Below are 12,807 nucleotides of genomic sequence, written 5' to 3'. Positions count from 1 at the left end.
TCACGCTCCGGTTCGCGCCCGTCGTCCTTCGATCGGATACGCTGGATCGTTGAACCCCGGCGTCGACGGATGGCCGCTCACCACCAGGCGATCGATCAGCGCTTCATCTTCGGCCGTGAAACGATAGTCGAGTGCGCGCAGGTAATCGTCCCATTGCGCTTCGGTGCGGGGCCCTGCGACCACGGCGTTGACGAAGGAAGAATTCAGCACCCACGACACCGCGAACTGTCCAGCGGTGATGCCCTTTGATTCCGCGTGCTGGCGAATGTCCTGCGCCAGTTGCAGCGATTCCGGCCGCCATTCGGTTTGCATCATGCGCTTGTCAGCGCGGCCGGCGCGGGTGTCCTTGTCGGGCGCGGCATCGGGCCGGTATTTGCCGGTCAATACGCCGCGCGCCAGCGGGCTATAGGACACGATGCCGAGGCCGTAATAGCCGCAGGCCGGAAAATGCTCGACTTCGGGCATCCGGTTCATCGCGTTGTAATAGGGCTGGCTGACCACTGGGCGGTCGATGCCGAGCCGGTCGCAGATGTTGCAGATCTCGGCGACGCGCCAGGCCCGATAATTCGAGACGCCGAAATAGCGGATCTTGCCGTGGCGGATCAGATCGCCCATCGCGCGCACGGTCTCTTCCAGCGGCGTCGCATGATCTTCCTTGTGCAGATAATAGATGTCGATGAAATCGGTGCCGAGCCGCTTCAGGCTGTCCTCGGCGGCCTGCAACACCCAGCGCCGCGACAGGCCGCCCTGGTTGGGATCGTCGCTCATCGGGTTGGCGAGCTTGGTCGCCAGGATCCAGTTCTGCCGGCTGTTGGAAATCGCGCGGCCCACCACCTGTTCGGAATTGCCGCCATTATACGCATCGGCGGTATCGATGAAGTTGATGCCGGCCTCGCGCGCCTTCGCGATGATCCGCCCCGAACTCGCCTCGTCGGCCGGTCCGCCGAACATCATGGTGCCCAGACAAATCGGCGAGATCTTCAGGCCGCTGCGGCCGAGGGAACGATATTGCATCGGATGGTCCTTTTGCGCCGGTGTGATTTGTCGGGACGCCAGCCTCAGCTGCCGTCCTTCAATATCTTGAACACGCCGTTGGCCGTGATGATCGTACGCTCATTCGCCTTCACTTCGGTGGTCACGAAAACGAGACTGCGGGTGGTGCGGATGACGCGCGGCCGGGTCATCAGGGTTTCGCCGATTTTCCCGCCATCGACGAAATGCACGTCGAGCTGAACCGTCGCCATCGTCGGCCGGCCCGAGGCAAACCGGGCGGCCATGCCGCAAGCGCGGTCGGCAAAGGTCATCAATAGCCCGCCCTGCACCAGGCCGCGGCGGTTATGGTGCTTGTCCTGCGACACCAGCGCATATTCCGGCTCGCCATTCACCATCCGCTGCCACAGCGGCCCGACCAGATTGAGGAAGCCCGTGGTGTCGACGATGGTCCAGCCGTCGGAGATCAGTTGGTCCGCGGCCGCATCGGTCATGTCAGGTCTTTCCGGTCAGGGGATGTGTTGTGGTGCAGGCCGTTTCATCAAACGCCGCGGTGATGTAGTCAAGGCACATGAACCGGCCATTTGCTGATACCACCCGGCGGAATATCGCAGAGCTGTGCGCGGCGTTCACCCGCCTGCCGGAGCGCGCGCCGGCGCAGCCGGGACCGGAGCCTCGGCTGAAGCGCGCCGCGGTCGCGATCGCATTGGTCGAAGCGGACGATGCCGGCACCGCGCTGCTGCTGACCCGGCGCGCGTCCGGCCTTCGCAGTCACGGCGGGCAATGGGCGTTGCCGGGCGGACGCTGCGATGAAGGCGAGACGCCGGTCGAAGCCGCATTGCGCGAATTGCACGAAGAGCTCGGCCTCAAGCTTGGGCCCGACCATGTGTTGGGCCTGCTCGACGATTATCCGACGCGGTCGGGTTATCTGATTACGCCGGTGGTGCTGTGGTCGGAGAAAGATGCCGTCATCACGCCCAGTCCGGACGAGGTCGCCTCGGTGCATCGGATCGCGCTGGAGGATATCGAGCGCAGCGAGGCCTTCGACTTTACGCTCATTCCCGAAAGCAAACGGCGTGTGATCCGGTTTCGTCTCGGCGGTCAACTGATCCACGCGCCCACGGCGGCGTTGATCTACCAGTTCCGCGAAGTGCTCGCCGGCCGCATCACCCGCGTGGCCGAACTGGAACAGCCGGTGTTTGCGTGGAAGTAACCAAAGCGTTTTCAAGCCAACGGGTCGCGCGAATGCGCGCCCGATGACAGGCTCCGTGGGCACCGGTTCGCGTGAAGAAAACGCGTCAAAACAAAAGACTCTAGCGCCGTTTCGGGGCTGACTTCACGCGGCTGCTTGCTACAACGGGACCATGCGCCATCCATTGATTCGCATTGGTTCCGCCTGTCTCGCGCTCGCGCTGCTCTCGGCCGTGCCGCAGGCGGGCGCGATGGAGGCTGCCACGCTGCCGGCTTCGAGCGCGAACGCGATGGCGCAGGCGGCCTCGCCGCAGGCGATCGCAGAATATCGCCGCAAGCTGGCCGAATATCAGGAAGTCCGCGGCGCGTTCGACCAGCAAGCGGGCGCCTATTGGGATGCGATCTCCGACAAGCGGCGCGGCCGCAACGCCAAACGTCGCGATCACCAGCCGATCGATGCCGACGACTATGTGCTGACCCAGCCGCCGGTCTATACCGGGCCGAAGCGGCCGATCAATCCGGAGCCCGAACCCGGACATCCGCCGCGCGAACACAAGGCCATTCCGGTGGTCGCCGATCTGTTGCAGGCGGCCGCGCAGCAGTTCCAGTTCAAGCCGCAACTGCCGGCCAGCGAGATGGAATTCAAGCGCGCCTATGCCCGCGTCGCGGCGGCAGCCGGGCTGACGCGCGAGCAGGCGGTGCGGGTCTATGCGTTCGAGACCGGCGGTACCGGCAATTACGACGTGCAGTCGGGCATCGAGCATGGCGGCACGCGCGCGATTTCCACCGCGATCGGTTACAATCAGCTCCTCACCACCAACAGCGTCGAACTGGTCGCCGAGCAGGGCACCGAACTGGTGCGGGCGCTGACCGCGAAGGCCGAGCAATTGTCCGGCGCCCCGCGCAAGGCGATGGACTATAAGCTCTCGGTGCTGAAACGGATGGTGGCCATGGCGCGTTCGGTGCCGGATGAATGGTCGGCCCACGGCAAGATCGCGGATACCCAAGCGGGCTGGGCGATCCATGCGATGGTGCTGGATATCGACGTCGGCCCACTGCTGCAAACCCACAAGCTCCTGACCTCGGTGATCTTCGCGCGCACCAAGGGCTATAACCGCCCGCTCACCGCGGCCGAACTCGAGATGATGAACCTGACCGGCGACGGCACCGGTCTGGACATGGTGACGATGCCGCAGGCGCTGCGCGAGCAGGTGCCGACCTCGAACTTCTTCCAGCGCAACGGCTACGAGCGCAATCCGGTCGCGATCCGCCACAACACGGTCGCCAAGCTATTGGCGGTCACCGACTCCCGGATGGACAGCAACAGCAATTTGCCAGGCGCCAGGGATCTCGCCGCAGCGTTTTAGGTTGCTTTTCCCCTCTCCCCTTGTGGGAGAGGGTGGCTCGCATCGTAGATGCGAGACGGGTGAGGGGTCGCAGCCTCTCGTTGTGTTGCGACCCCTCACCCGGCGCTTCGCGCCACCTTCTCCCACAAGGGGAGAAGGAAAAGGCAGCCCACTCAATTCGGGCCGAACATGAACTTGCCGTCGCCTTCGAGGTACGGCCCGGTCCGCATGTAGAGCTGGCCGTTGTGGCCGATGAAAAACAGCGTCCCCTTTGGCACCTTCCTGGCTCCCTTCAGCAAGGAGGCGGCGTTGTCGGTGCCCATCTTGTAGGAGAAGGTCTTGCCGTCCTTGTCGTAGCCATAGCCCATGTCAGGACTTAGCACCCAAGGCGTGGCGGCTTGCGCGCATGCGGCTGTCGCGAACACGCTGACTGCGGCGGCCACCAAAAGGGTCTTCGTGGATCGTCTGGTCATCCGTCTTCTCCGGTCTTGGCTTTGAAAAGGTCATGGCTTTGAAATCTGAACCGGCGTCCCCACGCCGCCTTTGAACAAAACACGAACAATATTCGCTCGTCAATATAACGCCGGTATCACGGGCGTTACGGTTTTTCATAAGTTTTTCCTGCGACTTTAATGATTTCCCGGATCGCGCTTCGCGACTATCTTCCGGTTTCAGTCTAGAAACCTTACTCGGCAAAACTGTTCATAGGGATGATTCGGATGAACCTCGTCATGAAGATTTGGGCTTACGCCGCGCTGTCGCTGCTGACACTGGTCCCTGTCGCTCATGCCGATGATTTCAAACTCAGCCACAATCAGCGGATCGCATGCAGCCGGGGCCTCAGCGCGGGAAAGCTCAACACCGCGACGTGCAAATCCTACGCCTATATCTTCAACACCAAGACCTCGGAATATTTCCGCTGCCAGGTCAGCCTGGCGCTGACGCGGGACAACAAGGAAGTGATCAACGTCCAGACCGACGGCGGCTGCGTCAAGAAACCGCGAATCTTCGAGACCGACTCGCATTATTCGTTCGACGCCACCGAGACCGAAGCGCCGAATACGAATTCGTTCTTCGGCCCCGGCGGCTATGCGATGTGGGTTGCCGACACCACCGCGCAGAAAGCCCGCGGCTGCATCACCATCAGCTCCGGCCTCGGCTCGGACATCTCGAAATGCCTGGACATGACATTCCAGTGAGCCGGATCGGCGCGGCGTCTAAGCCTTTTGCTCGCTGGTCGCCAGCAAGGGGCGCGACCTCGCAAATTTCTTGATACCCATCGGCTTGCCGAACAGATAGCCCTGTACCAGATCGAAACCGAGGCCGTGGGCCGTGACGAAATCGGCGCGGGTTTCGACGCCCTGGGCAAGCGCGCGCGCTCCATGGTCCTGGGCGAGTGCGATGATGTGGCGGCACACCGTCTGCCTCAACCGGTCATCCGCGCAACCGGTGACGAATTGATGATCGACCTTCAGTTCGACGAACGGGAAGCTGCGAAGCCCCATCAGCGCCGGCCACTCCACGCCGACATTGTCGATCGAGATCGCGATATTATGCAGCCGCAACTGTCGCGCGACATCGATCACGAGATCCAGATTGTCGATCACCTCGGCGCTGTTGATCTCGATCAGCAATCCGGCGAACGCCGGATGGCTGGGCATCGCGAGACACAGATTGCGCACCGCCTGGCGGTCGCCAAGAAATGAAACCGGCAGATTGATCGAGAGGTCGACGGGCCCCTGCTGCTCCAGCAGATAGCGCCAATCCTCGACGGCGCGGCCGACCACGAATTCGGACAGGCTGCGAAAACACGGGTCCTTGTCGTCGGGGATGAAGTAGGCCGGCGGCACCACGCCCCAGGCGGGATGGCGCATCCGCACCAGCGCCTCCGCTCCGGAGGGCGCCAAAGTGCGGACATTGATCTTCTGCTGATACCATAGTTCGAGCCAGCCGGCCTTCAGCGCCTCGGCGACGTCCACCGCCGGGCTAGGCGCGGGTTCGGCAGGCAGCAGCGTGGCGACGCTGGCGCGCAGCGTTCCGGCGCTGAACGGCGTCGGCAGCGAGGGCAGCATCGCGATGCCGTATTCCTCGCCAATTTGCCGGACCGCCTTTACTATAATCGACTCCGGCTGGCCGATCACGAGCAGCTTGCCGCTGAAGCTCTTCCGGACCAGTGCTTCGAGGATTTCGCCGACTTCGATCCCATTGGCGGAGACGCCGAGCACGACGAGGTCCGGCTGATGCATGTCCAGCACACCGGCCAACTCGCTGGCCTGATCGCATTCGCTGGTGATGAAGCCAAGCTCCTCGAGCGCCTCGGCCAGGAACAGTCGAAGGTGTTTCTTGCCGTCGGTAACGCAGGCCCGCGGCATCATCTTTCGCTGCCCGAAACCAGTTGGCCGCATCACGTCGTTCGGGTTGATGTTCTTCATGCCGCCGCCTTTGCAGATTGGTTGGGCAGCAGTCGTATATCCACGCGGCGCGACAATCATGGAGTTTCGTCGACCCCGCGATGATTGCCCCGGTAAGGTTAAAGGCGCCAATGTGAATAAAATTGTAGTCCGGAAAAGAGTGTCCGATGACAATGACATGACAATAGTGAAGGGCATTCAATCGACTGCGGTCGCTGCCGCTGTCGTTCGCTGACAGGCCGAACCCGCGGCAACATACTGACGGTTGCAGCGACACGATGCGCCGGCGGCGTCGCGCGTTAATGCCTGTGGTCGCTTGTCGGCCTATCCACAGTTCACATTTTCGAGCGGATCGTTTGGGCCGAAGCTGGAGCCTGATTTGGCAATCAGACTCCAGCCTTGCGGCCTCCGGCGCGGGATGAGATTGGAATGAGTCGGGGTTATCCGTGCGCTTCCCTTCACCTCTCCCCGCCGGGGAGAGGTCGATTTGCTCCCGGCGATGCGAAGCATCGTCCGGTGCAAATCGGGTGAGGGGCGCTTAACGAGAGGCTGTAACCCCTCACCCGGCGCGGAGCCTGTCATCGGGCGCGCATTCGCGCGACCCGTTGGCGCCGACCTCTCCCAATCGAAGTCGGATATATCCGACTTCGATCGATATGATGCCCAACTCGGGTAAACCCGAGTTGGGTGGGAGAGGTGAAGGGAAATTGCGGCCAATTCAGTCAATAATCATCACGCGCTATCGGCTCATACGCGCCGATGCCGGATGTCCCGGCACCTTGAAGCGCTTGCCGGTATCGGTGACCTTGGTGCCGTCGACTTTCAGGATCGAGAAATCCTGATCCAGATAGTTCCCAACCAGGATGTACTTGCCGTCGGGGGTGAACTGGGCGGCTTCGGGCAGGCCGCCGACCTCGACGTCGCCGATCTTGGTCACCTTCTTGCCGTCGATCTTCAGCACCGAGACGCTGCCGTTCTTCTGATAGAAGAACGCATTCTTCATGTTGGAGCCGCGCAGGATGACGGAGACCGCGAGATCGCCCTTTGGCGACATCGCCAGGCCCTCGGGGCCGTCGCCGACCACCACCCGATCGATGATGCGTGGCGGATTGGCTTCGAGGTCGATCACGCTCGACGTATCGACGCTGCCGTCGGATGATCCGGCGCCGCCATTGTCGGAGGTCAGCGCGATCTTGCCGTTCGGCGTCACCACGACGTTGTAAGGCCATTGCCCGGTCGGCAGGTCGATCTTGTTGTAAGCCACCTTGTCGCCGGTGATGTCGAGCACCGATATCTTGTGCGCCGGGAATCTCACGGCCAGCGCCCGCTTGCCATCAGGTGTGAACATCACATGGGCGACGCTGTCGGGCATCGCGACGGTGTCGGTGATCTTGACGTCGGTACCGTTGATCGACAGCACGCTGATCGAATTATCGCCGCGGTTGGCGACCAGCGCCATTTTTCCGGACGGGCTGATGTTCAATCCCGAGGGCTGTTTGCCGCCGGTGATCGTCGACGCCAGTTTCGGCGGATTGGCCTTGAGGTCGATCACGTAAATCTTGTTGTCGGGCACCTGCTTCAGCGTGTCGCCATCCTTGATGACGTCGATGGAATCCGCCACCAGCGCGATCGAGCCGGTCGGGTCGATGTCGACATTGACGGGTGGGCCGACCACCGAATTCTTCAGCGGCAGGCTTGCCGCTATCTTGGGGCTTTCGGGATTGGCGAGATCGACGATCAGCACGGCGTCCTTGCCGTCGGGGGCGAGAATTACTTTTCCGTCGGCGTCCCACAACGCCTTCTCGTCGAGGCCGACGATCATGAACGGCTTGGCGCAAGCAAGATCGAGGCTGCAACTGGCGAGCAGGATTGCCGCTCCCACGGTCACCAGGTTGAGTTGAAAGGCACGACTGGCAGGCATTTGGTGTTCTCCCGGATAGCGCCGGCCTCTGATGGGCCGGTTTCGCGGGCCGCACCGTACGCGTTCATCCGCGATGCTGCCAGTGCCGCCGACAGATTTGATGCGGCTTGACCTAGCGACGTCGTGCGGTCACTTTCCGCCATATTGCTCGGGGACTAATATTCATGGGTTCGAAATTGATTGCCGCCGCCATCGCCACGGCGGCGGTGTGGCCGGCGCCGTCGGTGCGGGCCGAGCAATTTATCAACGTGCTCACCGGCGGCACCTCCGGCGTCTATTATCCGCTCGGCGTCGCGATCGGAGAAATCTACAGCGCCAAGCTTCCTGACGTGAGGGTCCAGGTGCAGGCCACCAAGGCCTCGGTCGAGAACCTGATCCTGCTGCAACAGGGCCGCGGCGAGCTTGCATTTGCGATGGGGGACTCGCTGAAGGCCGCCTGGGACGGTGACGAGGAGGCCGGCTTCAAGGGCAGGCTGGACCGGCTGCGCATCGTCGGCGCGATCTATCCAAATTATATCCAGGTCGTCGCCACCGCCGACAGCAACATCAAGACGCTGGCCGACCTCCGGGGCAAGCGGCTTTCGGTCGGCGCACCGAAGTCCGGTACCGAACTTAACTCGCGCGCCATCCTCGCCGCGGCCGGACTGGGCTACAAGGATATCGGCAAGGTCGAATTTCTGCCGTTCGCCGAATCGGTCGAGCTGATGAAAAATCGCCAGCTCGACGCGACACTGCAATCGGCCGGCCTTGGGGTGGCCTCGCTGAAGGATCTGAGCGCCTCGATCGACATCCATTTGGTGTCGGTGCCCAAGGAGGTGGTCGATAAGATCGGCCCGCCATTCGTGCCGGTGAAGATCCCGGCCAATACCTATAGCGGCCAGGACAAGGATGTTCCGACCGCCGCGGTGGCGAATTATTTGGTGACCAGTTCGGCGGTGTCCGACGATCTCGCCTATCAGATGACCCGATTGATTTTCGAGAACCTGCCGGAATTGGCGAAGGCGCATGCCGCCGGCAAGGAGATCAGGCTCGAGACCGCGGCAACCGGCAATCTGATACCGCTGCACCCCGGCGCTGTCAGATATTACAAAGAAAAAGGCCTGCTCAAGTAGCGCGTTTTCGCGCGCGCATTTGAAACTTCGACGGGCCGGCCGCGTAGCTCGATCTGGGTAATTGCGCGGTCAAGTCTGCAGCATCCGTGCAAGACGAGATCTGTGCAAGACAAGCGCAATCTCCGGTGGTGCCGTAGCCCGGACCACCGCCGGAGATTATAAGCGTCGCGGGGACGGGACGCGGGGGCGGGGTGGATGGTTGAGGCTGAGGGCGCGAGAGCGCCCGTCAAACTCGAATTCGATCATTTCGAGCACGGATTTCCGGAAGGGTTTGGCCCGGGTGGCTGGGGCCATTTGGCCTATGCCATCGGCGTCGCCTTCGCGGCCTTTCAATTGGTCATCGCGGCCTGGAACGTGCTGCCGACCCAGGTGGTGCGTGGCGTTCACGTCGGCTTCCTGATCCTGATGACGTTTGGACTGGTCGGCAATTTCACCGCCAAGGGAAACGCCGGCCGCGCCATGGGCTGGCTGATCGGCATCGCCGGATTTCTCTGCGGGCTGTATCAATGGATCTTCTATGCCGACCTGATCGCGCGCGATGGCGATCCGACCCGGCTCGATCTGGTGATCGGAACGCTGCTGGCGGTGTTGATCTTCGAGGGCGCGCGGCGGCTGATGGGCCTGGCGCTGCCGCTGCTGTGCGGCGCATGCATGCTCTATTGGTTGTTCGGCCAGCATTTGCCGGCGCCGTTCAACCATCGCGGCTATGATTTCGAGCAGATCATCGGCGATCTCGCCTACGGCACCGAAGGTTTTTATGGCGTGCCGATCTACGTCTCGGCGACCTACATCTTCCTGTTTATCCTGTTCGGCTCGTTCCTGGAGCGCGCCGGGATCATCCGGCTGTTCACCGACGTGTCGCTCGGCCTGTTCGGCGGCAGCCGCGGTGGCCCGGCCAAGGTCGCGCTGCTCGCCTCCGGCATGATGGGAACAGTCTCGGGTTCCGGCGTCGCCAATGTCGTCATCGTCGGCCAGTTCACGATCCCGCTGATGATCAGGTTCGGGTATCGGCGCGCATTCGCGGCTGGCGTCGAGGCCACCGCCTCGATGGGCGGACAGATCATGCCGCCGGTGATGGGGGCGGTCGCCTTCATCATGGCGGAGACGCTGGGCGTCGATTATTCCGTCATCGTCAAGGCCGCACTGCTCCCTGCGCTGCTGTATTTCGCCTCCGCGTTCTGGATGGTGCATCTCGAAGCCGGCAAGCAGGGCCTGGTCGGGATCCGACGCGCGGAGATTCCGAGCGCCTGGCAGGCTTTGGTGGCGCGCTGGTACCTGGTGTTGCCGCTGGGCGCGTTGGTCTACATGCTTTTCCAGGGCTTCACGCCGCTCTATGCCGGCAGCATCGGTCTGGCGCTGACGGTGATATTGATCCTCGGCGCCAGCATCACGCTCGGCTTCTCCAACAATGTGCTGCGTTATGTGTTCTGGATCGCGCTGGCGCTGGTCGCTGCGGCGATCTCGCATAATGGGCTGGAGATTGCGCCGGTGGCTGCTTTCATCGGGGTGCTGCTGTTGATCGCCGCGATCACCCGCGGCGGGCGGGCGACGCTGGCGGCCTGCCGGGATTCGCTGGCAGACAGCGCCAAGTCGGCGCTCACCGTCGGCATGGCCTGCGCCATCGTCGGCAGTATCATCGGCATGATGTCGCAGACCGGCGCTGGTGCTGCCTTCGGCGACTGGATCATCACCCTCGGCGACAAGAGCCTGTTTCTGGCGCTGGTGATGACGATGCTGCTGTCGATTCTGCTCGGCGCCGGCATCCCGACGATTCCGACCTACATCATCACCGCCGCCCTGGCCGCGCCCGCGCTGGCCAAGCTCGGCGTCGCGCTGATCGCGAGCCATATGTTCGCCTTCTACTACGGCATCATGGCCGATCTCTCGCCGCCGGTGGCGCTGGCGGCGTTGGCGGCGGCGGCGATCGCCAAGGAAAACCCCAACAAGATCGGCTGGGAGGCGATGCGCATCGCGCTTGCCGGCTATCTGCTGCCGTTCATCTTCGTCTATTCGCCGGCGCTGCTGCTGCAGCCCGGCGACCCGATGGCGGCCGAACTTGGATTCTATGGCGCGGTGGCGTTCGCGATCCTGAAGGCGCTGGTTGCGATCGGCCTGTCCGGCATGGTCGCGATCGGCTTCCTGTTCGTGCCGCTGACGCCGCTCGACCGCGTCATTGGGGGCCTCGCGGCGTTATGCCTGATCGGCGATTTTCGCTTCAGCGATAGCACCGGCTTCATCCTCGCGACGGTCTGTCTGCTCCGGCAATGGCGGCAGCGCCCGCGCGGTGTGGCGGCGGCGGCTTGAGCCTGTGTCTCATCTCGGCCGGCGTCGTGAAGACGCTGTCGCTCGCGGCTTTCACGCTTGTATGGACCCATTCGGTCGAAAGGATCGACTGGCAGGAGGACTGGCGCATCACGCCACAGGGGTTGGAGCTGGTGCAGGCGCGGGTCAAAGGTTCGGGCGCCGGCATGGAGCCGCCGCCCGAGGCGCGGCTGGTCGACGGCTGGTTTCAATGGCAGCCGCGGCGTGCGCCGATGCCCGAGGTCGCGCTGGCCAATTCCGGCGCCGCCGGAGAATGGCGATTGTGCCATGATGGCAAATGCCGGGCCTTGTCGGATATTTTCGGACATCCGATCGGTGTTAATGTCACGGTCATGCGTGGCTGCGAACCGTAGCCAGCCGTAGCCCGGATGAGCTCTTGCGATATCCGGGAATAAGCGGCGCCGCCCCGGATGTCGCAAGAGCTCATCCGGGCTACAACAACAACGGCTACGACAACAACAAAAAGGAGAACAACCAATGGAACGGCTCAAGGGCAAGATTGCGATGGTGGTCGGCGCGGGCTCGATCGGCCCCGGCTGGGGCAATGGCAAGGCAACCGCGGCCACCTTTGCGCGCCACGGCGCGCAAGTGTTTTGCGTCGATCGCGACGCCGCCGCCGCGAGGCAAACGGTTGAGATCATCCAATCCGAAGGCGGCAAGGCCGTGGCCTTCACCGCCGATGTCTCCCGCGCCGCCGACGTCGAGGCGATGGTGGCAGCCTGCCTGAAAACCTATGGCCGGATCGACGTGCTCGACAACAATGTCGGCATCGCGTCGATGGGCTGCGTGGTCGAAGTCGAGGAGGAGGAATGGGATCGGGTGTTCGCGATCAACCTCAAGAGCGCATTTCTCTCGATGAAGCACGTCATTCCGGTGATGGCGAAACAGGGCGGCGGCTCGATCATCAACATCTCGTCGATCGCCTCGATCCGCCATCTCGGCATTTCCTATGTCACCTACGCCACCACCAAGGCCGCGATGAACCAGATGACGCGCACCACCGCGGTCAAATATGCGCCGCAGCACATCAGGGTGAACGCGATCCTTCCCGGCCTGATGAAGACCCCGATGGTCGAGCACTCGGCTGGCCTCGCGACGAGCTATGCCGCGGGCGATGTCGAGGCGATGTGGCGCGCGCGCGACGCGCAGGTGCCGATGGGCCATATGGGCGATGCCTGGGACGTCGCCAACGCCGCGCTGTTTCTCGCCTCCGACGAATCGAAATACGTCACCGGGCTCGAACTCGTGGTCGATGGCGGGATCACGCTCAAGGTGGGGTAGGCGGTTTCCACATGGTGAGGAGCCGCCAACAGCACCGACACCGTCATCCTGAGGTGCGCGCACTTTCTTGCGCGCCTCGAAGGATGCTGTTCCGCGCAGTGCGTGCAGCGATCCTTCGAGGCTCGCAAGGGCTCGCACTTCACGGGTGAACGCAATTGCGTTCATCCCGGGGATGACGCAGCACTAAGCCCCGCGCTCCTTACCGTCGAGCCATCAAATAAATCTTGACAGCA

The 12,807-nt window shown here is 62.9% G+C and carries 12 protein-coding genes; 7 read left to right on the top strand and 5 right to left on the bottom strand.

Annotated features, from left to right (window positions below; genetic code table 11):
* Both GSQ88_RS29610 and GSQ88_RS29605 read right to left on the bottom strand, forming a co-directional pair.
* Nucleotides 1-1,014, bottom strand: a complete 1,014-nt coding sequence (locus GSQ88_RS29610) for an aldo/keto reductase (protein ID WP_159011330.1) — start codon at nucleotides 1,012-1,014, stop codon at nucleotides 1-3.
* 44 nt (nucleotides 1,015-1,058) lie between these two features.
* The gene (locus GSQ88_RS29605) at nucleotides 1,059-1,484 is read right to left on the bottom strand and encodes a PaaI family thioesterase (protein WP_159011329.1); all 426 of its coding nucleotides are present in this window, start codon (nucleotides 1,482-1,484) and stop codon (nucleotides 1,059-1,061) included.
* 77 nt (nucleotides 1,485-1,561) lie between these two features.
* On the opposite strand from GSQ88_RS29605, the gene GSQ88_RS29600 reads away from it, so the two are divergent.
* Both GSQ88_RS29600 and GSQ88_RS29595 read left to right on the top strand, forming a co-directional pair.
* Nucleotides 1,562-2,203: an NUDIX hydrolase gene (locus tag GSQ88_RS29600; protein WP_159011328.1), complete on the top strand. Its 642-nt coding sequence runs from the start codon at nucleotides 1,562-1,564 to the stop codon at nucleotides 2,201-2,203.
* 151 nt (nucleotides 2,204-2,354) lie between these two features.
* Entirely contained in the window at nucleotides 2,355-3,548 is a 1,194-nt protein-coding gene (locus GSQ88_RS29595) for a hypothetical protein (protein WP_159011327.1), read from the top strand.
* 152 nt (nucleotides 3,549-3,700) lie between these two features.
* Here the strand turns inward: GSQ88_RS29595 and GSQ88_RS29590 are convergent, their stop codons facing one another.
* A complete protein-coding gene (locus GSQ88_RS29590) occupies nucleotides 3,701-4,000 on the bottom strand; it encodes a hypothetical protein (protein ID WP_159011326.1) in 300 nt (99 codons plus the stop codon).
* Between the two features lie 246 nt (nucleotides 4,001-4,246).
* On the opposite strand from GSQ88_RS29590, the gene GSQ88_RS29585 reads away from it, so the two are divergent.
* Nucleotides 4,247-4,726, top strand: a complete 480-nt coding sequence (locus GSQ88_RS29585; RefSeq protein WP_159011325.1) for a hypothetical protein — start codon at nucleotides 4,247-4,249, stop codon at nucleotides 4,724-4,726.
* An 18-nt stretch (nucleotides 4,727-4,744) separates the two neighbouring features.
* On the opposite strand, the gene GSQ88_RS29580 is transcribed toward GSQ88_RS29585, so the two are convergent.
* Both GSQ88_RS29580 and GSQ88_RS29575 read right to left on the bottom strand, forming a co-directional pair.
* Nucleotides 4,745-5,959 (bottom strand): EAL domain-containing response regulator, encoded by a 1,215-nt coding sequence (locus GSQ88_RS29580; protein ID WP_159011324.1) that lies wholly within the window; start codon nucleotides 5,957-5,959, stop codon nucleotides 4,745-4,747.
* A 718-nt stretch (nucleotides 5,960-6,677) separates the two neighbouring features.
* A complete protein-coding gene (locus GSQ88_RS29575; protein ID WP_246785097.1) occupies nucleotides 6,678-7,859 on the bottom strand; it encodes a beta-propeller fold lactonase family protein in 1,182 nt (393 codons plus the stop codon).
* A 164-nt stretch (nucleotides 7,860-8,023) separates the two neighbouring features.
* Between GSQ88_RS29575 and GSQ88_RS29570 the strand changes: the two genes are divergently transcribed.
* The 4 genes from GSQ88_RS29570 to GSQ88_RS29555 all read left to right on the top strand — a co-directional run bounded on the left by GSQ88_RS29570 (nucleotide 8,024) and on the right by GSQ88_RS29555 (nucleotide 12,574).
* Nucleotides 8,024-8,971, top strand: a complete 948-nt coding sequence (locus GSQ88_RS29570) for a TAXI family TRAP transporter solute-binding subunit (RefSeq protein WP_159011323.1) — start codon at nucleotides 8,024-8,026, stop codon at nucleotides 8,969-8,971.
* Between the two features lie 195 nt (nucleotides 8,972-9,166).
* Nucleotides 9,167-11,275 carry a TRAP transporter permease gene (locus tag GSQ88_RS29565; protein WP_159011322.1) on the top strand — a complete coding sequence of 703 codons (2,109 nt, stop codon included), beginning with the start codon at nucleotides 9,167-9,169 and terminating at the stop codon, nucleotides 11,273-11,275.
* A complete protein-coding gene (locus GSQ88_RS29560) occupies nucleotides 11,236-11,646 on the top strand; it encodes a DUF1850 domain-containing protein (RefSeq protein ID WP_159011321.1) in 411 nt (136 codons plus the stop codon). Before GSQ88_RS29565 ends, GSQ88_RS29560 begins: the two co-directional genes overlap by 40 nt.
* A gap of 124 nt (nucleotides 11,647-11,770) precedes the next feature.
* Entirely contained in the window at nucleotides 11,771-12,574 is an 804-nt protein-coding gene (locus tag GSQ88_RS29555) for an SDR family NAD(P)-dependent oxidoreductase (RefSeq protein ID WP_159011320.1), read from the top strand.
* Nucleotides 12,575-12,807 lie beyond the last annotated feature (233 nt).

The organism is Bradyrhizobium sp. S69 (genome assembly GCF_009766005.1).
Lineage (GTDB): Bacteria > Pseudomonadota > Alphaproteobacteria > Rhizobiales > Xanthobacteraceae > Bradyrhizobium.
The sequence above is the reverse complement of the archived record's forward strand: the minus strand, read 5'-3'. Positions and strand labels throughout refer to the sequence as shown.

Coding starts and splice junctions, on each gene's coding strand:
- GSQ88_RS29560 (WP_159011321.1), top strand. CDS start 11,236: ATGGCGGCAGCGCCCGCGCGGTGTGGCGGCGGCGGCTTGAGCCTGTGT.
- GSQ88_RS29580 (WP_159011324.1), bottom strand. CDS start 5,959: ATGAAGAACATCAACCCGAACGACGTGATGCGGCCAACTGGTTTCGGG.
- GSQ88_RS29565 (WP_159011322.1), top strand. CDS start 9,167: ATGGTTGAGGCTGAGGGCGCGAGAGCGCCCGTCAAACTCGAATTCGAT.
- GSQ88_RS29595 (WP_159011327.1), top strand. CDS start 2,355: ATGCGCCATCCATTGATTCGCATTGGTTCCGCCTGTCTCGCGCTCGCG.
- GSQ88_RS29555 (WP_159011320.1), top strand. CDS start 11,771: ATGGAACGGCTCAAGGGCAAGATTGCGATGGTGGTCGGCGCGGGCTCG.
- GSQ88_RS29600 (WP_159011328.1), top strand. CDS start 1,562: ATGAACCGGCCATTTGCTGATACCACCCGGCGGAATATCGCAGAGCTG.
- GSQ88_RS29585 (WP_159011325.1), top strand. CDS start 4,247: ATGAACCTCGTCATGAAGATTTGGGCTTACGCCGCGCTGTCGCTGCTG.
- GSQ88_RS29570 (WP_159011323.1), top strand. CDS start 8,024: ATGGGTTCGAAATTGATTGCCGCCGCCATCGCCACGGCGGCGGTGTGG.
- GSQ88_RS29575 (WP_246785097.1), bottom strand. CDS start 7,859: ATGCCTGCCAGTCGTGCCTTTCAACTCAACCTGGTGACCGTGGGAGCG.
- GSQ88_RS29590 (WP_159011326.1), bottom strand. CDS start 4,000: ATGACCAGACGATCCACGAAGACCCTTTTGGTGGCCGCCGCAGTCAGC.
- GSQ88_RS29605 (WP_159011329.1), bottom strand. CDS start 1,484: ATGACCGATGCGGCCGCGGACCAACTGATCTCCGACGGCTGGACCATC.
- GSQ88_RS29610 (WP_159011330.1), bottom strand. CDS start 1,014: ATGCAATATCGTTCCCTCGGCCGCAGCGGCCTGAAGATCTCGCCGATT.